Annotated in this window: 21 protein-coding genes; 7 read left to right on the plus strand and 14 right to left on the minus strand. The window is 67.0% G+C overall.

Features of this window, described 5'->3' with window-relative positions:
- The 3 genes from LOS8367_RS17050 to LOS8367_RS17060 form a co-directional block, all read right to left on the minus strand.
- Positions 1–202: electron transfer flavoprotein subunit beta/FixA family protein (locus LOS8367_RS17050; protein ID WP_442354854.1), on the minus strand; the 202-nt coding region annotated here is incomplete at its 3' end.
- Between the two features lie 350 nt (positions 203–552).
- Entirely contained in the window at positions 553–1530 is a 978-nt protein-coding gene (locus LOS8367_RS17055; protein WP_085897788.1) for an NAD(P)H-quinone oxidoreductase, read from the minus strand.
- The gene (locus LOS8367_RS17060) at positions 1527–2267 is read right to left on the minus strand and encodes a COQ9 family protein (RefSeq protein WP_085897752.1); all 741 of its coding nucleotides are present in this window, start codon (positions 2265–2267) and stop codon (positions 1527–1529) included. Before LOS8367_RS17060 ends, LOS8367_RS17055 begins: the two co-directional genes overlap by 4 nt.
- Before the next feature lie 105 nt (positions 2268–2372).
- Between LOS8367_RS17060 and rpsU the strand changes: the two genes are divergently transcribed.
- The 3 genes from rpsU (at position 2373) to LOS8367_RS17075 (ending at position 3661) form a co-directional block, all read left to right on the plus strand.
- Positions 2373–2579 carry a 30S ribosomal protein S21 gene (gene rpsU, locus LOS8367_RS17065; RefSeq protein ID WP_007255353.1) on the plus strand — a complete coding sequence of 69 codons (207 nt, stop codon included), beginning with the start codon at positions 2373–2375 and terminating at the stop codon, positions 2577–2579.
- 126 nt (positions 2580–2705) lie between these two features.
- Positions 2706–3032 (plus strand): hypothetical protein, encoded by a 327-nt coding sequence (locus tag LOS8367_RS17070; protein WP_085897753.1) that lies wholly within the window; start codon positions 2706–2708, stop codon positions 3030–3032.
- A 98-nt stretch (positions 3033–3130) separates the two neighbouring features.
- On the plus strand, positions 3131–3661 hold the full coding sequence (locus LOS8367_RS17075; RefSeq protein ID WP_085897754.1) for a peroxiredoxin-like family protein: 531 nt from the start codon (positions 3131–3133) through the stop codon (positions 3659–3661).
- Positions 3662–3719: 58 nt separating this feature from the next.
- On the opposite strand, the gene LOS8367_RS17080 is transcribed toward LOS8367_RS17075, so the two are convergent.
- Positions 3720–4181: an Lrp/AsnC family transcriptional regulator gene (locus tag LOS8367_RS17080; protein ID WP_085897789.1), complete on the minus strand. Its 462-nt coding sequence runs from the start codon at positions 4179–4181 to the stop codon at positions 3720–3722.
- A gap of 137 nt (positions 4182–4318) precedes the next feature.
- On the opposite strand from LOS8367_RS17080, the gene ald reads away from it, so the two are divergent.
- The gene (ald, locus tag LOS8367_RS17085) at positions 4319–5437 is read left to right on the plus strand and encodes an alanine dehydrogenase (protein WP_085897755.1); all 1119 of its coding nucleotides are present in this window, start codon (positions 4319–4321) and stop codon (positions 5435–5437) included.
- A 76-nt stretch (positions 5438–5513) separates the two neighbouring features.
- Positions 5514–5966, plus strand: a complete 453-nt coding sequence (locus LOS8367_RS17090) for a ferritin-like domain-containing protein (RefSeq protein ID WP_085897756.1) — start codon at positions 5514–5516, stop codon at positions 5964–5966.
- Between the two features lie 69 nt (positions 5967–6035).
- On the opposite strand, the gene LOS8367_RS17095 is transcribed toward LOS8367_RS17090, so the two are convergent.
- From LOS8367_RS17095 to pyk, 8 genes are all read right to left on the minus strand, one after another.
- Positions 6036–6569: an FMN-dependent NADH-azoreductase gene (locus LOS8367_RS17095; RefSeq protein WP_085897757.1), complete on the minus strand. Its 534-nt coding sequence runs from the start codon at positions 6567–6569 to the stop codon at positions 6036–6038.
- A 92-nt stretch (positions 6570–6661) separates the two neighbouring features.
- The gene (gene mscL, locus LOS8367_RS17100; protein ID WP_085897790.1) at positions 6662–7099 is read right to left on the minus strand and encodes a large conductance mechanosensitive channel protein MscL; all 438 of its coding nucleotides are present in this window, start codon (positions 7097–7099) and stop codon (positions 6662–6664) included.
- 159 nt (positions 7100–7258) lie between these two features.
- Entirely contained in the window at positions 7259–9652 is a 2394-nt protein-coding gene (gene pheT / locus LOS8367_RS17105; RefSeq protein WP_085897758.1) for a phenylalanine--tRNA ligase subunit beta, read from the minus strand.
- A gap of 12 nt (positions 9653–9664) precedes the next feature.
- The gene (locus LOS8367_RS17110) at positions 9665–10075 is read right to left on the minus strand and encodes a hypothetical protein (protein ID WP_133166688.1); all 411 of its coding nucleotides are present in this window, start codon (positions 10073–10075) and stop codon (positions 9665–9667) included.
- Complete coding sequence (pheS, locus tag LOS8367_RS17115; protein ID WP_085897760.1) at positions 10072–11130, minus strand: phenylalanine--tRNA ligase subunit alpha; 1059 nt, start codon at positions 11128–11130, stop codon at positions 10072–10074. Before pheS ends, LOS8367_RS17110 begins: the two co-directional genes overlap by 4 nt.
- Before the next feature lie 109 nt (positions 11131–11239).
- On the minus strand, positions 11240–11602 hold the full coding sequence (gene rplT / locus LOS8367_RS17120) for a 50S ribosomal protein L20 (RefSeq protein WP_085897761.1): 363 nt from the start codon (positions 11600–11602) through the stop codon (positions 11240–11242).
- 12 nt (positions 11603–11614) lie between these two features.
- The gene (gene rpmI / locus LOS8367_RS17125) at positions 11615–11815 is read right to left on the minus strand and encodes a 50S ribosomal protein L35 (protein WP_085897762.1); all 201 of its coding nucleotides are present in this window, start codon (positions 11813–11815) and stop codon (positions 11615–11617) included.
- A gap of 130 nt (positions 11816–11945) precedes the next feature.
- Positions 11946–13391: a pyruvate kinase gene (gene pyk, locus LOS8367_RS17130; protein ID WP_085897763.1), complete on the minus strand. Its 1446-nt coding sequence runs from the start codon at positions 13389–13391 to the stop codon at positions 11946–11948.
- A 171-nt stretch (positions 13392–13562) separates the two neighbouring features.
- Here pyk and LOS8367_RS17135 point away from each other — a divergent pair, with 171 nt between their 5' ends.
- Complete coding sequence (locus tag LOS8367_RS17135; RefSeq protein WP_085897764.1) at positions 13563–14306, plus strand: N-formylglutamate amidohydrolase; 744 nt, start codon at positions 13563–13565, stop codon at positions 14304–14306.
- A gap of 8 nt (positions 14307–14314) precedes the next feature.
- Positions 14315–14647: a DUF1244 domain-containing protein gene (locus tag LOS8367_RS17140; RefSeq protein WP_085897765.1), complete on the plus strand. Its 333-nt coding sequence runs from the start codon at positions 14315–14317 to the stop codon at positions 14645–14647.
- Positions 14648–14651: 4 nt separating this feature from the next.
- Here the strand turns inward: LOS8367_RS17140 and LOS8367_RS17145 are convergent, their stop codons facing one another.
- Both LOS8367_RS17145 and LOS8367_RS17150 read right to left on the minus strand, forming a co-directional pair.
- Entirely contained in the window at positions 14652–14966 is a 315-nt protein-coding gene (locus LOS8367_RS17145) for a DnaJ family domain-containing protein (RefSeq protein ID WP_085897766.1), read from the minus strand.
- A 15-nt stretch (positions 14967–14981) separates the two neighbouring features.
- A complete protein-coding gene (locus LOS8367_RS17150) occupies positions 14982–15842 on the minus strand; it encodes a D-amino-acid transaminase (protein ID WP_085897767.1) in 861 nt (286 codons plus the stop codon).
- Between the last annotated feature and the right edge of the window lie 4 nt (positions 15843–15846).

Below are 15846 nucleotides of genomic sequence, written 5' to 3' on the forward strand. Positions count from 1 at the left end.
CCTGCTTCACGCCGATCGAGACCGCGACTACCTCGGAGGCGACACCCGCCTCCTTCAGCCGGATCGCCTCCTCGACCGCGATCTCGTCGAACGGGTTCATCGACATCTTCACGTTCGCCAGGTCGACACCCGTGCCGTCCGACTTCACACGGACCTTCACGTTGTAGTCAATCACCCGCTTCACGGGGACTAGGATCTTCATCTCCACCCACTCCTTTCGGACTTTTGCGGAATTGGTAGCGCGGCATTTGCACGGGCAACAGGGTCAAACCGACCATTCGGCAAAGGGCTACGTCGCGTTACGCGCACGTCAACGGCCCGCGGGCGCGCCGCGGGCCGGGTCATGCATTCATGGGATGGAAGGGGCGGATACGACCGCCCTCGCGTGCCTACTTGCCCTTGGGCTTGGGTTTTTCGGCGTGGCTGCCCGGCTTGCGGGCGCCCTTGGTGTCCTGCGGCTTCCCCTTGTCGGCCATGACGGCATCCTTTCATGTCAGAGGATGCCGTCAAACGCGAATACCGGCCCTCCGGTTGCGTAGCCAAAAGGTGAATTCAACCGATCTCGAGCACGATCTTGCCGATATGGGCCGAGCTTTCCATCCGCGCATGCGCCGCCGCCGCCTCGGCCAGCGGAAAGGTGCTGTCCATCACCGGGCCGATACGACCGGCATCGAGCAGCGGCCAGACCTCGGCCCGCAGATCGGCGGCGATCGCTGCCTTCGCCGCCACCGATTGCGGCCGCAAGGTCGAGCCGGTGATGGTCAGGCGGCGCATCATCAGCGGTGCGAGGTTCAACTCCATCTTCGGCCCCTGCAGGAAGGCCATCTGTACCAGCCGCCCGTCATCGGCGAGCGACTTGAGATTGCGCGCGACGTAGTCGCCGCCGACCATGTCGAGGATCAGGTCGGCCCCGCCCTCGGCGCGCAGCACCTCGACGAAATCCGTTTCGCGGTAGTTGATGGCCCGCTCGGCACCGAGACGCGCGCAGGCCACGCATTTCTCTTCGGATCCGGCGGTGGCGAAGACCCGCGCGCCGAAGGCATGGGCGAGCTGGATCGCCGTCGTGCCGATCCCCGAGGACCCGCCATGGACGAGGAACCGCTCACCGCCCTTCAGCCCGCCTCGCATGAAGACGTTGGACCAGACGGTGAAGAAGGTTTCGGGCAGGCACGCCGCCTGCCTGAGGCCCATGCCGCGTGGCACCGGCAGGCAATGCGAGGCAGGCGCGACCACCGCCTCGGCATAGCCGCCCCCCGGCGTCAGCGCGCAGACCGTGTCGCCCACCGCCCATTGCGTGACGCCCGGCCCGATCTCTGCGACATGGCCCGATACCTCCAGCCCCGGCAGGTCCGAGGCCCCTGGCGGCGGGGCATAGGCCCCCGCGCGCTGCAACGCGTCGGGGCGGTTCACCCCGGCGAAGGCCACATCGATCAGGACCTCGCCATGCTGCGGCTCGGGGCGCGGACGGGTCGTCTCGCGCAGGACTTCGGGCCCGCCGGGGCGGGTGATCTCGACGGCGCGCATGGTCATCGGCGCGGGCTCCAATGCCCGGGCAGATCCATCGGCGGCTTGTGGTGCGGCGCATGCACGCCGGAAAACAGGAAGGACAGCGCCCCGGTCAAAGGCTTGAGCAGCACCGATTTGTTAGCGCGGGCCTTGGCGCTCTCAATGCGCATCACATCGTCGATGCGCCGGTCGATGAAGGACCACGTCGCCTGGTGATCGAGGCTGTCATCGCCGAGCCAGTACAGCACCACCGAGGCCCAGACCCCCGAGAGCGTCGCGCGCTTGGTGTACCAGTTCACGTCGTCGGAGGCGTCGCCCAACGCGGTCCAGATCGCGTCGGCGGTGCGCCACAGCAGGCGCGAGCCCTCGGCCGCGTGATGCGGCAGCGCGAAGAGCGCCGTGGCGCGGCGCAACGCCTCCTTGTCGCGCACCGCCTCGATTCGGGCGCGCAGCGCGAAGGCGACCCGGTCGCGGTAGCGCATCGCCGTCAGGTCGGCGGCGCGGACCGCCTCGACCATCGCGCGGTCGCCCGCATCATGCAGCGCCACGGCGAGGTCAATGGCGCCGCGCGGGCACAGCGCGTGGCCCTGCGGCACGGTCATGCCGGTCTCATGCGCGGCGGCGCGGAACGCGGCCTCGGACCAGCCGTCGAAGGCGACATGCGGCAGGATCGCGTCGAGCAGCCGGGCGATCTCGGGATCTTCCGCGCGCCCGCTCTCCGACGCGTCGGAATCGGTCCCGTCGAAATATGGGTTGGTCATTGGCGTCTCCCTTCCATCCCCAGCCTAGACAAGCCGCCGGGGCTTTGCTATATGGCCGCTTCCTGCAATCTTGAAACTCCAGCTTAGAAAGGTGGTGAAAACCACATGCAGGTCAGCGTTCGCGACAACAACGTCGATCAGGCCCTCCGGGCTCTGAAGAAGAAGTTGCAGCGCGAGGGTGTGTTCCGCGAGATGAAGCTCAAGCAGCATTTCGAGAAGCCCTCCGAGAAAAAAGCGCGCGAGAAGGCCGAGGCCATCCGGCGTCAGCGCAAACTCGCCCGCAAGAAGGCCCAGCGCGAAGGTCTCCTCTGAGATCCCGAGCGCAAGCTTTCAATCGTTGAAACCCCCGAGGCGACGGCTCCGGGGGTTTTTTCGTGCCCGGACCGCCCGCCACGGCGAAATCGCTGTAGACTGGCGATGCTTGCCAGGGAGGAAGCGATGAAGCCTGTCATCTTGCTGGTCGGGCGTCTGCCCGGCGTGGTCGAAAACGTGGCCCGCGCGCTCGAGGATCTGCCGGTCGAATGGCTCGGCGCGCATGATCGCGAAGAGGTCGAGCGGCAGCTCGATACCGAGCCCGCCATCGCCTGCGTGGTGATCGGCGCCGGGCTCGACGATCGAATCCGAGGCGACCTGATCGGGGTGATCGCTTCGCGACGGCCGGATCTGACAATTCACCTCAAGGACCGCGCCTCCGGGCCGGGCGGCATGGCCGGTTTTGCCCGGAGGGTGGTGGAGATCGCCTTACCGGAGCTCAATGCCCGCTGATCCGGGCCGATCACCTTCGGTCGCCTTTGCGTGAACCCGGGACCCTTCGCGGTCAACTCGCGTTGTCGGGGGATGTTTCATTGCGCCAAGGAGGCAACATGGCCGGCAAACCGACCCCCGACGCCGTTCTTCCCGAGATCACCCTGCCCCGCCTCGGCGGCGGCGAGATCACCTTAGGCAAGCCGCTCGAGGGGCGGGACTGGCAGATGGTCGTGGTCTATCGCGGCAAGCACTGCCCGATCTGCCACAAATACGTCTCCGGGCTGGAACCGCTCCTCTCCAAATACCACGAGGCCGGCATCGACGTCGTGCTGGTGTCGGGCGACCCCGAAGAGAAGGCCCGTGCCTTCGTCGACGAGACCGGCACCTCGGCCCCCGTAGCCTACGATCTTAGCGTACCGCAGATGCTGGAGCTCGGGCTCTACGTCTCCGATCCGCGCTCCCCGCAGGAGACGGACCGCCCCTTCGCCGAACCGGCCGTCTTCGTCATCAATGACAAGGGCACGGTGCATATCGCCGATATCTCGAACGCGCCCTTCTCGCGCCCCGATCTCGAAGGGCTGCTGAGCGGACTGAAATTCATCCGCGACAACGACTACCCGATCCGGGGCACCAAGATGGCCGCCTGACCGGGCCTTTCGGACTCGCTGCGACTGGACACGCCGCCCCTCTTCCGGGGCGGCGTCGTCACGTCGGGATGGCCGTGGTCTGGCGCACCGTCCTGAGCGCGAAGCTCGACTGCATCGTCTGCACCCCCGGCAGCCGCGCCAGATGCCGACGGTGGATCTGCGCGAAATCCTCGCTGTCGCGCGCTACAACCTTCAACAGGTAATCCGCGGTACCCGCCATCAGGTGACATTCCAGCACGTCGGGGATACGCGCCACCGCCGCCTCGAAGGCATCGAGCAATTCGTCGGCCTGCCCCGAAAGCGTGATCTCGACGAAGACGGTGACCGGCCGCCCCATGCCGCGCGGATCGAGAAGCGCGACGTAGCCCCGGATAAGCCCCGACTGCTCGAGCGCCCGGACCCGGCGATGACAGGCCGAGGGCGAAAGATTCACCTTCTCGGACAGCTGCGCGTTCGAGAGTCGACCATCGGCCTGCAAGGCGGCGAGGATGGCGCGGTCGATGCGGTCGATGCGGTCGATCGCGTTCAATGCAAGATCCTTCCACGTATCGCGGTCTAGACGCGAAAATCTTCTATAATATCGCATGATCAGGCCACGAACTCGTCGGCAATTGCAAGTCGGGGGTGGCAATATGGAGGAAACAAGGAGGACATCTCATGCACATCGGCTGCCCCACCGAAATCAAGCCGCAGGAATTCCGTGTCGGCCTTACCCCCAACGCCGCGCGCGAGGCGGTGGCCAATGGTCACAAGGTCACCATGCAGTCCGGCGCCGGCATCGGCTCGGGCTTCAGCGACGATGACTACCGCGCCGCTGGCGCGGCCATCGCTGACAGCGCCGAAGAGGTCTTCGCCACCGCCGAGATGATCGTGAAGGTGAAGGAGCCGCAAGCCCCGGAGCGCCGCATGCTGCGCGAGGGCCAGATCCTGTTCACCTATCTTCACCTCGCCCCCGACCCGGCACAGACCGAGGATCTGGTGAATTCGGGTGCGACCTGCATCGCCTATGAGACGGTGACCGACCGCAATGGCGGCCTGCCGCTGCTGGCGCCGATGTCCGAGGTGGCAGGGCGCCTCGCGCCGCAGGTCGGCGCCTGGACGCTGCAGAAGGCCAATGGCGGGCGTGGCGTACTGCTGGGCGGCGTGCCCGGCGTCGGCCCGGCCAACGTCGTGGTGATCGGTGGCGGCGTCGTCGGCACGCAGGCCGCGAAGATCGCTGCCGGCATGGGCGCGCGCGTCACTGTGCTCGATAAGTCGCTGCCGCGGATGCGCTATCTCGACGACGTCTATGGCCGTGAGTTCCGCACCGTCTATTCCAGCGTCGGCGCCACCGCCGATGCCGTGGCGCAGGCCGATCTGGTGATCGGCGCGGTGCTGGTGCCCGGCGCCGCCGCGCCCAAGCTCGTCACTCGCGAGCAGCTCTCGACCATGAAGCCCGGCGCCGCCATCGTCGACGTGGCGATCGACCAGGGCGGCTGCTTCGAGACCTCGAAGGCCACGACCCACGAGGACCCGATCTACGAGGTCGATGGCATCATGCATTACTGCGTCGCCAACATGCCCGGCGCGGTGGCCCGCACCTCTACGCTGGCGCTGGGCAACGCCACCATGCCCTTCGTACTCGCGATCGCCGACAAGGGTTGGAAGCAGGCCTGCCTCGACGATGCGCATCTGGCCGAGGGGCTCAACGTGCATCAGGGCTTGATCACCAACCTCGCCGTCGGCGAGGGGTTGGGCCGCGAGGCGATCTCGGCGCAGGAGGCGCTTCGCCGCTGAGGTGCGATGCCGCACCGGAACCCTCCGGTGCGGCACTCGGTTTTCCACTGCAACCCCACATTGCGGAGGAAGACCCATGGTGACCACCATCGGCACGTCGAGCGACATGGCCAAGCTGGTCGAGAACTTCATTCTTCTCGAGCACGACGCCATCGCCGCCTACGAGACCACGATCGAGCGGCTCGAGAACGCCGCGCACAAGGCGAAGGTGGAGGAGTTCCGGCAGGACCACCTGCGCCACCTGTCCGATCTTACCGCCCTCGCCGGGCGTGTCGGCGCAAAAGTGCCGGGTGAGGGCGACATGAAAGAGCTGCTGACCACCGGCAAGATCAAGCTCGCCGACATGGTCGGCGGCGACGGCGCGATCCTCAAGGCGATGGCGACCAACGAGATCGACACGATCAGCGCCTATCAGCACGCGGTGGACAACGCGGCCGTGCCAGCCGCCGACAAGGACCTGTTCCAGCGCGGCCTCGCGGATGAGCGCCGGCACAAGGACTGGATGGACCAGGCGGCAAGGGCCGCCTGAGATTCTGCTCCGCTCAGTGCATACGGCCGGCGCATCGCGCCGGCCGTATCGTGTCCAGATGGGGAAGAATCAGGCGGCGCGTGCCTCGACGATCGCCGGCACCTTGGCGCGGGCGTCGTTGATCGCCTTGGCGCGCGCCTCGGGCGAGATCGCCACGCCTTCGACCCGCAGTACCGTCACGTCGGTGATGCCGATGAAGCCCAGAACCTGCCGCAGATAGGGCTCTACGAAATCGGTCGCGCCGTCATGCACGCCACCCGAGGCATAGACCACGATGGCGCGGCGACCACCGGCGAGGCCCTGCGGGCCTTCGGCGGTATACTGGAACGTCTTGCCGGCCACCGCGACGCTGTCGATCCAGGCCTTGAGCTGGTGCGGGATCGCGAAGTTGTACATCGGCGCGCCGATCACCAGCGTGTCGGCCGAGAGAAGCTGCTCGACCGGGTCGCCGTCAAAGGCGGCCTCCGTTTCGGGATCGGCGAGATCGCGGCGCAGCACGGTCTCGCCGCCCTTGGCGGTGAGCTCGGCCACGATGGCCGCCGTGAGATCGCGCGAGACCGAGTTCTCGCCGAGAATGGAGCTGTCGATGTGCAGGATGGTCATGGAAAGGCGTCCTCGATTGGAGATGCTTCCCACGTAATCGCGCACCATCGCCTCGTGAACCCCGCATCCCCGCACATGAGCTGCGCCGTTCTTCAGACGCCCCGCGTCTTCAGCAGATCGCGGATATCGGTCAACAACTGCTCCTGGGTCGGGCCTTTCGGCGCGGCGGGCACCGGTTCGCCCTTTTCGACGGCAGCATCCTTGATCCGGTTCACGCCCTTGACCAGCAGGAACACCACCCAGGCGATGATCAGGAAGTTGATGACCGCCGTCAGGAAGGCGCCGTAGGCGAAGACGGCGGCACCGCTCTCGCGCGCAACTTCGAGCGAGCTGCCCGGCGGCACGTCTCCCGAGAGCACGACATACATCGAGGTGAAATCGATGCCGCCGAGGATCAGGCCGATCACCGGGTTGATCAGGTCGTGCACGAGGCTCTGGACGATGGCGGTGAAAGCGGCGCCGATGATGATGCCGACCGCGAGGTCCATCACGTTGCCCTTGGCGATGAAGTTGCGGAATTCCTTGATCATCATTGTCTCCTGTCAGCTTTGCCCACCTAGCTAGCGCAGCCGGGCGCGATGCGTCACCAAGCGGCGCGAATGCCGAGCGGGGCGCGGCATGACGGCCACGCACGAGAAAGGGGGCGCACCTCGCGGTCGCCCCCTCCCCCGTTCCGATCCGCGTGGCGTTCAGCCGCGCAGTTCGCCGCCCGTGGCCTTGGCCACCTTTTCGACGATCTTGGCGCCCACGGCCTCGATCTCCTTCTCGGTAAGCGTCTTGTCGGTCGGCTGCAGCCGCACCGTGATGGCCACCGACTTGCGCCCCTCGCCCAGAGAGCCGCCCTGGAACTGGTCGAAGACCCGCACGTCGGAGATCAGCGCCTTGTCCGCGCCGGCCGCGGCGTTGACCAGCGTCAGCGCTTCGACCTGCGCATCGACCACGAAGGCGAAGTCGCGCTCGACCGGCTGCAAGGTGGGCGGCGTGAAGGCCGGGCGCGCGTTGCCGTTCTGGCGCGGCAGCGGCACCTCCTCGGGGAACAGCACGAAGGCGACAGCCGGGCCCTTCACGTCGAGCGCCGAGAGCACCTTGGGGTGCAGCTCGCCGAACACGCCGAGCACCTTCTTGGGCCCGAGGCAGATCCGCCCGTGGCGGCCCGGATGCCACCAGCCTTCGGCGCCGCGCAGGATCTGCACCTTGGCGGGCGCGCCCATCGAGGCCAGCACCGCCTCGGCATCAGCCTTCGCGTCGAAGAGGTCCACGGGCCGCGACGCGCCATGCACGTCCTTCGGCCCGGTGCGCCCGGTCAGTAGGCCTGCCACGGCCAGCCGCTGCTCGCCCGGCTCGCCGCCGAAAAAGACATGCCCCGCCTCGAACAGCGCCAGATCGCTGGTGCCTCGCGCCTGATTGCGCGCGGCGGCGCGCAGGAGGCCCGGCAGCAGGTCGGGGCGCATGTGGCTCATCTCGGAGGAGATCGGGTTCTCGAGCCGCGTCGCGTCCGAGCCGCCGCCGAACAGCGCCGCCGCCTCAGCGTCGATGAAGCTGTAGGTGACGCATTCGTCGTAGCCGAGCGCCGCCGTGGTGCGCCGCGCCTTGGCAAGCCGCGCCTGCATCGGCGTCAGCATCGGTTGGGCCACGCCCTCGGGGCGCGGCAGCGGCACGCCCTTGAGCTTCGACAACGAGGCCACACGCGCGACCTCCTCCACTAGATCGGCCTCGCCCTGGATGTCCGAGCGCCAGGCCGGCACATGCGCCATCCCGTCGTCGAGCCGGAAGCCGAGCCGGTCAAGCGTCTGGCGCTGCTCCTTCACGGGGATATCCATGCCGACGAGCTTCGTCACCGCCTTGGGATCGAAGCGGTAGGCGCGGCTGTTGTCGGGTGTCGCGCCCGCGATCGCCATCTTCGACGCCTCGCCGCCCGCGTGATCGACGATCATCCGCACCGCGATCTGCAGCCCGGTGGTCACGAAATCGGTGTCGATGCCGCGCTCGAAGCGCTGTCGTGCGTCGGAATGGATGCGCAGCGCCCGCCCGGTGAGCGCGATCTGCACCGGGTTCCACAGCGCGCTCTCGACGAAGACGTTGGTGGTCTCCTCGGTCACGCTGGTATCCATGCCGCCCATGATGCCCGCGAGGCTCTCAACGCCGTTGTCGTCGGAGATGACGATCATCCCGTGATCGAGCGTGTAGCTCTTCTCGTCGAGCGCGGCGAAGCTTTCGCCCCCCTTGGCGCGGTGCACCCGCAGGTTGCCCGCGACCTTGTCGGCGTCGAAGACGTGCAGCGGCCGGTTCAGGTCGTAGGTGACGTAGTTGGTCACGTCGACGAGGAAGCTGATCGGCCGCAGGCCGAGGGCGCGCAGCCGGTCCTGCATCCATTCGGGCGAGGGGCCGTTCTTCACGCCGCGAATGAGGCGGCCTGCGAAGATCGGGCAGCCGTCGCGGGTGTCGGGCGCGATCTCGACGCCGATCGGGCAGTCAAAGCCACCCTGCACCGCGTTGACCTCGAGCGGCTTCAGCTTGCCGATGCCGCGCGCCGAGAGATCGCGCGCGATGCCGCGGATGCCGAGCGCGTCGCCGCGGTTCGGCGTGATCGCGATCTCGATCACCGGATCGACCTTCGAGGGATCGTTCTCGGCCAGCCAGTCGGCGAAGCTTTGCCCGACCTCGCCGGAGGGCAGCTCGATGATGCCCTCATGCGCGTCACCAAGCCCCAGTTCGCGCTCCGAGCACATCATGCCATGGCTCTCGACGCCGCGGATCTTGCCGACGCCGATGGTGAAGTCGGGACCGGGCACATAGGTGCCGGGCCGCGCGACGACGACGGTGATGCCTTGGCGGGCGTTAGGGGCACCGCAAATAATTTGGTCCTCGCCGCCAGGCAGGTCGACGCGGCAGATCTGCAGCTTGTCGGCGTCGGGATGGCGTTCTGCCGAAACCACGCGACCGAGGACAAAATCCTTGAGGGCGGCGGCGGGGTTCTCGATGCCCTCGACCTCGAGCCCGAGATCGGTCAGCGCCTCGGCGATCTCGTCGACGGTCGCCGTGGTATCGAGATGGTCCTTGAGCCAGGAGAGGGTGAATTTCATGGGTTTGGCCCTTTACTGGTCGAGATCGGCGCGCAGCGCGCGGAACGGTGTGCTCATGCAATCGCCGAGCGTCACGGTGAAGCCGGTCGGAAATTCCGGCTTGTCGAAAGCCACCACGGCACGGCCCCACATGGTCGAGCCGATGCCGTCGGGACCCGTCAGCGTCGCGCCGCAGAGGCCTTCGCCTTCGGCGATCCAGTAGGCCTCGTGGACACCGCGCTGTTTCCAGTTGCCTGCGAGGCCGGGAATATAGAGCCGGCCCTGCGCCGCGTCCTCAGTCGGAAACGACAAGATGGCGGTGTCGCCCTCGTCGGTCTCATAGGCAAGCGCGCCAAGGTCGGAGACCCACATCTCGCCGGCCGCGACCGGCCCGGCCACCGCGACGGCCAGTGCCGCACAGAAGGGGATGCGCATGAGGCTCAACCCCGCAGCGTCGGCACGTCGAGCGCCGCGAAGCCATAGTGCTTGAGCCAGCGCAAGTCGCTCTCGAAGAAGGCGCGCAGGTCGGGGATGCCGTATTTCAGCATCGCCAGACGGTCGATGCCGAGGCCGAAGGCGAAGCCCTGATACTTCTCGGGGTCGATCTTGGCGTTGCGCAGCACCTTGGGGTGCACCATGCCGGAGCCAAGCACTTCGAGCCAGTCGTCGCCCTCGCCCACCTTCACGGTGCCGTCCTGCCACGAGCACTGGATGTCGACCTCGGCCGAAGGCTCGGTGAAGGGGAAGTGCGAGGCGCGGAAGCGGGTCTTCACCGGCTTGCCGAAGAAGGCCGAGAGGAACTCCTCCAGCACCCATTTCAGATTGGCCATGGTGATGTCGGTGCCGATGGCGAGACCCTCGACCTGATGGAACATCGGCGTGTGGGTCTGGTCGTAATCGGCGCGGTAGACGCGGCCCGGGCAGATGATGCGAATGGGTGCGCCGTTCTCTTCCATCGAGCGGATCTGCACCGGCGAGGTATGGGTCCTGAGCACATGCGGCGGGCGGTTATCGCCTGTCGCGCGGTGCGTGTAGAAGGTGTCCATCTCGGCCCGGGCCGGGTGATGACCGGGAATGTTGAGCGCGTCGAAATTGTACCAGTCGCTCTCGATCTGCGGACCCTCGGCGGCCGAGAAGCCCATATCGGCGAAGATCGCGACGATTTCCTCGGTCACCTGGCTGATCGGGTGGATCGTGCCGGTGCGCGTGGGCCGCGCGGGCAGCGTCACGTCGAGCCATTCGGCCTCGAGCCGCTTCTCGAGCGCGGCATCGGCGAGCGACGCCTTGCGCGCGGCCAGCGCGCTGGCGATCTCGTCCTTGAGCGCGTTGAGCTTCGGCCCCTTCTCCTGACGCTCCTCGGGGGTCATGCCGCCCAGCGTCTTCATCAGGCCGGAAATCTCGCCCTTCTTGCCCAGCGCGCGCACGCGCAGATCCTCGATTCCGGCCTCGTCGCCGGCCTCGGCGATCAGCCCCAGATACCTGTCCCGAAGATCGTCCATGTCGTCACCCTTTTCTGCCGGACCGGACTAGCAGGCCGGTCCCGAAACGCAAGAAGCCGCGCGGCCCGTAAGGGGGCGGCGCGGCTTCCGTTCAGTCTATCGCTTGGCCTCAGGCCAGAGCGGCGCGCGCCTTGTCGACGATCGCGTTGAACGCCTCGGGCTCGTGCACCGCGAGATCGGCGAGAACCTTGCGGTCCACCTCGATGCCGGCGAGGGCAAGGCCGTTGATGAAGCGCGAGTAGGTCATCTGCTCGTCATGGGCCCGGACACCGGCGTTGATCCGCTGGATCCACAGGGCGCGGAAGTTCCGCTTGCGGGTCTTGCGGTCGCGGGTCGCGTACTGGTTGGCCTTGTCGACGGCCTGCTTGGCGACCTTGAAGGTCCGGCTACGACGGTCGTAATAGCCTTTCGCCTGATCAAGAATCTTCTTGTGGCGACGATGGGTGACGGTACCACCTTTGGTGCGGCTCATATCAAGGTCTCCTTAGCGCGCGTAGGGCATCATCGGCTTGATGATCTTCTCATCAGCCTTGGCCAGAACAGTGGTGCCACGTGCGTCACGGATGAACTTCGTGGTGCGCTTGATCATGCCGTGGCGCTTGCCCGCCTGGCCGGCCTTGATCCGGCCCGAGGCCGTCACCTTGAACCGCTTCTTGCAGCTCGACTTCGTCTTCATCTTGGGCATTTCCATCTCCCTTCCGGAACGGTGGTGGGACCGTTCGCCTCGGCATGCCAAGAAGGCCGGACGAACGGGGTGAGCGCGCCGTATAAGCGGCGCGCGAGATCATGGCAAGGGGGGCGTCGCCCCCCTGCCCTCATTCGGGATCGGCGCTGAAGATCAGCCGCTCGTCGCAGGGCGCGACGCGCAGGATGTTGGTGGTGCCCGGCGTGTTGAAGGGCACGCCCGCGGTCACGACGATCAGGTCGCGCTCGGTGGCCAGCCCCTGCTCGCGGGCGCAACGCGCGGCGTTGACCACGGCCATCTTGAAGCGGTCGACCTCGCCGGTGACCACGCAGTTCGTGCCCCAGGTCAGGCAGAGCCGGCGCGCGGTGTTACGGATCGAGGTCAGCGCCAGGATCGGCACGCGGGGCCGCTCGCGCGCCACCAGCGACGCCGTGGTGCCCGATTGCGAGAAACAGCAGATCGCCTTGACGTTTGTGGTCTCGGCGATCTCGCGCGCGGCGGCGACGATGCCGTCGGCGACCGAGTTGTGCGCGACCTTGCGCGAGCTTTCGATGATCTCGCGGTAGGTGCTGTCGGTCTCCACCTCGTGGGCGACGTTGTCCATCGTGGCGACCGCCTGGATCGGGTACTGACCGGCCGCCGATTCGGCCGAAAGCATGATCGCGTCGGCGCCTTCATAGATCGCGGTAGCGACGTCCGAGACCTCGGCGCGGGTCGGCATCGGGCTCTCGATCATCGATTCGAGCATCTGAGTCGCGACGATCACCGGCTTGGCCGCGGCGCGGCACCGGCGCACGAGGCGCTTCTGGATCGGCGGCACGTTCTGGACGGGGAGTTCGACGCCCAGATCGCCGCGCGCGACCATGATGCCGTCCGAGACCGCGAGGATCTCGTCGAAGGCCTTTACGGCGGCAGGCTTCTCGATCTTCGACAGGATCGCGGCGCGGCCCTTGCACAGGGTGCGCGCCTCTTCCACGTCGGCGGCGCGCTGCACGAAGCTCAGCGCCAGCCAGTCGACGCCAAGCTCGCAGACGAATTCGAGATCCTTGCGGTCCTTTTCCGACAGCGCCGCCAGCGGCAGCACCACGTCCGGCACGTTCACGCCCTTGCGGTTCGAGATGGTGCCGCCGACGACGACCTCGCAATTGGCGAAATCGGCGCCGCAATCTTTGACCTTGAGCCGGATCTTGCCGTCGTTGACCAACAGCGAGGCGCCGGGCTCCAGCGCGTCGAAGATCTCCTTGTGCGGCAGCCGCACGCGGGTCGCGTCGCCCTCGGCCTCATCGAGATCAAGCCGGAAATCGGCACCCTCGGCCAGTTCCTCGGCACCGTTGGCGAAGGTGCCGACGCGCAGCTTCGGCCCCTGCAGGTCGGCGAGGATGCCGATCGGCGTGTCCAAGTCCTGTTCGACCTGGCGGATGATGGCGTGACGGGCGCGGATCTCGTCATGCGCACCGTGGCTCATGTTCAGGCGGAACACGTCGGCCCCGGCCTCGACCAGGGCGCGGATCACCTCGTAAGTGCTCGATGCCGGCCCGAGGGTGGCCACAATTTTCACATTGCGATGACGCTTCATCAGAAGGATCCTCTCGACTGTCCCCATGGACGCGATAAGTGTTCGGTCGGGCGGCGGACAGGTCCGTTACCGCTACCAGAGCCGGTTCGGCGTCGTTATTGCGCAAAACGGCCCGCGTCACAACTGCCCGTGCGACACCCGAGCGAACGACCGTGGAGAATACCAGATTTCATGACTTCGGAAGCCTACCGCACCGTCGGCGAAGAGCGCCGCTCCCGCTGGCTCGTCACCTGCGACCATGCCAGCAACCACGTGCCCGACTGGGTCTCGGGCGGCGATCTCGGCCTGCCCGCCTCGGACATGGCGCGCCACATCGCCTGGGACGTGGGCGCTGCAGGGCTCACCGAGGCGCTGGCTGAACGGCTCGACGCGCCGGCGATCCTCTCGAAATTTTCGCGGCTGGTGATCGACCCCAACCGGGGCGAGGACGACCCGACGCTCTTGATGAAGCTCTATGACGGCTCGATCATCCCCGGCAACCGCCATGCGGGACCCGAGGAGACCGAGGAGCGGCTGGCGCGGCTGCATCGCCCCTACCATGCCGCCTATGCCGACCTCGCGGCGCGGCGCGATCACCCGGTGATCGTGGCGATCCACAGCTATACGCCGCAGCTTCGAGGCCGCCCGCCCCGGCCATGGCAGGTGGCGGTGCTGCACAGCCACCTCGATTCGCGCCTCGCGCATCCTCTGATCGCGCGGCTGCGTGACGAGGACGATCTGACGGTCGGCGACAACCAGCCCTATTCGGGTCACCTGCCCGGCGATTCCATCGACCGGCACGCGCTGTCCCATGGCCGCCCGAACGTGCTGATCGAGGTGCGCAACGACCTGATCGAGGAAGAGGCGGGCCAGATCGCTTGGGCCGACCGCTTGGCGCCGATCCTGTGCGACATACTTCGCGAAACGGGACTGTAAGGAGAGCGATGATGAGCCGGATGGACGAGATTGACGAGACGACCCGCACCGAGATCGAGGCGGCGGCGTTCCGCAGGCTGCGCCAGCACCTGATGGAGGAACGCACCGACGTGCAGAACATCGACCTGATGAACCTCGCGGGCTTCTGCCGCAATTGCCTGTCGCGCTGGATGCAGGAGGCGGCGGCCGCGCGCGGCCACGAGATGTCCAAGGACGAGGCGCGCGAAGCCTACTACGGCATGCCCTACGAGGAATGGCGCGACAAGCATCAGACCGAGGCGACCGAGGCGACCCGCGCCGCCTTCGACGCGGCGCAGAAACACGAGGGGAGCGAAGGCTGATCCCTCAGCCGTAGCGCCGCAGGGTCTCCATCTCGATCGAGAGCCGCATCTCCAGATCGGCGAGCGCCCGCATCGCGTCGCGGCGCTCGGCCTCGCCAGTCGTTTCCGCAAGGCGGGCCCGCGCCTCGGTGACCTGCGCCTTGAGGGTCACCGCCTGCGGCTTGGCGCCCGATTCCCGCATCAAACGGTCGAGCACGGCATCGCCGGGCGTATGCAGGTCGGGGATCGGCTTGCCGGCCCCCGGCAGGTCGTCGAAGGCGCCTTCGCGCTCGGCCTTGGCGATCACCCGGCTGATGTGGTCGATCAGGGGATGGTCCATGTCATGGCTCCCCGCTCAGATTCCGGCCTTGCGGCTTTCCTCGATATAGATCTCGCGCAGTCTCGCCGCCACCGGGCCGGGCGTGCCCCGCCCCACAGAAACGCCGTCGATCTCCACCACCGGCATCACGAAGGTCGAAGCCGAGGTGATGAAGGCTTCGTCGGCCTGCTTGGCCTCCTCGATCGAGAAGGCGCGCTCCTCGACCTTCATCTGCGCCTCGCGCGCGAAACGCAGCACCGCAGCGCGGGTGATGCCATGCAGGATCTCGTGGCTCAACTGGCGGGTGATGATGGTGTCGCCCTTGACGATATAGGCGTTGTTCGAAGTGCCCTCGGTGACGTGGTCATGCTCGACCATCCAGGCGTCATCGGCGCCTGCCGCCTTGGCCATCATCTTGCCCATCGAGGGGTAGAGCAGCTGCACCGTCTTGATGTCCCGGCGGCCCCAACGAATGTCGGGGATCGAGATCACCTTGATGCCGGTCTTGGCCGCCGGGCTCTCGGCCAGTCCGAGCTTGGACTGGGTGAACAGCACCACCGTCGGTTCGGTCTCTTCTGGCGGAAACATGAAATCCCGGTCATTCGGCGCGCCACGCGTGATCTGGAGATAGATCAGGCCTTCTTCGATGCCGTTGCGTGCGACCAGTTCGCGGTGGATCTCTAGGAGCGCCTCATCCTCCATCGGCTTTCGGATCTGCAGCTCTGAGAGCGAGCGCGCGAGCCGCGTCGCGTGGCCCTCGAAGTCGATCAGCTTGCCACCGAGCACCGAGGTGACCTCGTAGACCCCATCGGCCATCAGGAAACCGCGATCAAAGACGGAAACCTTCGCCTCGTGCTCGGGCAGGTACTCCCCGTTGACATAGACGGTACGGGTCATGGCG

It is taken from the genome of Limimaricola soesokkakensis, assembly GCF_900172345.1.
Classification (GTDB): Bacteria; Pseudomonadota; Alphaproteobacteria; order Rhodobacterales; family Rhodobacteraceae; genus Limimaricola; species Limimaricola soesokkakensis.

Excerpts from the sequence above, each read along its gene's own strand:
- LOS8367_RS17055 (WP_085897788.1), bottom strand. The coding sequence starts at position 1,530 with ATGACCATGCGCGCCGTCGAGATCACCCGCCCCGGCGGGCCCGAAGTC.
- LOS8367_RS17060 (WP_085897752.1), bottom strand. The coding sequence starts at position 2,267 with ATGACCAACCCATATTTCGACGGGACCGATTCCGACGCGTCGGAGAGC.
- rpsU (WP_007255353.1), top strand. The coding sequence starts at position 2,373 with ATGCAGGTCAGCGTTCGCGACAACAACGTCGATCAGGCCCTCCGGGCT.
- LOS8367_RS17070 (WP_085897753.1), top strand. The coding sequence starts at position 2,706 with ATGAAGCCTGTCATCTTGCTGGTCGGGCGTCTGCCCGGCGTGGTCGAA.
- LOS8367_RS17075 (WP_085897754.1), top strand. The coding sequence starts at position 3,131 with ATGGCCGGCAAACCGACCCCCGACGCCGTTCTTCCCGAGATCACCCTG.
- ald (WP_085897755.1), top strand. The coding sequence starts at position 4,319 with ATGCACATCGGCTGCCCCACCGAAATCAAGCCGCAGGAATTCCGTGTC.
- LOS8367_RS17090 (WP_085897756.1), top strand. The coding sequence starts at position 5,514 with ATGGTGACCACCATCGGCACGTCGAGCGACATGGCCAAGCTGGTCGAG.
- LOS8367_RS17095 (WP_085897757.1), bottom strand. The coding sequence starts at position 6,569 with ATGACCATCCTGCACATCGACAGCTCCATTCTCGGCGAGAACTCGGTC.
- mscL (WP_085897790.1), bottom strand. The coding sequence starts at position 7,099 with ATGATCAAGGAATTCCGCAACTTCATCGCCAAGGGCAACGTGATGGAC.
- pheT (WP_085897758.1), bottom strand. The coding sequence starts at position 9,652 with ATGAAATTCACCCTCTCCTGGCTCAAGGACCATCTCGATACCACGGCG.
- pheS (WP_085897760.1), bottom strand. The coding sequence starts at position 11,130 with ATGGACGATCTTCGGGACAGGTATCTGGGGCTGATCGCCGAGGCCGGC.
- rplT (WP_085897761.1), bottom strand. The coding sequence starts at position 11,602 with ATGAGCCGCACCAAAGGTGGTACCGTCACCCATCGTCGCCACAAGAAG.
- rpmI (WP_085897762.1), bottom strand. The coding sequence starts at position 11,815 with ATGCCCAAGATGAAGACGAAGTCGAGCTGCAAGAAGCGGTTCAAGGTG.
- pyk (WP_085897763.1), bottom strand. The coding sequence starts at position 13,391 with ATGAAGCGTCATCGCAATGTGAAAATTGTGGCCACCCTCGGGCCGGCA.
- LOS8367_RS17135 (WP_085897764.1), top strand. The coding sequence starts at position 13,563 with ATGACTTCGGAAGCCTACCGCACCGTCGGCGAAGAGCGCCGCTCCCGC.
- LOS8367_RS17140 (WP_085897765.1), top strand. The coding sequence starts at position 14,315 with ATGATGAGCCGGATGGACGAGATTGACGAGACGACCCGCACCGAGATC.
- LOS8367_RS17145 (WP_085897766.1), bottom strand. The coding sequence starts at position 14,966 with ATGGACCATCCCCTGATCGACCACATCAGCCGGGTGATCGCCAAGGCC.
- LOS8367_RS17150 (WP_085897767.1), bottom strand. The coding sequence starts at position 15,842 with ATGACCCGTACCGTCTATGTCAACGGGGAGTACCTGCCCGAGCACGAG.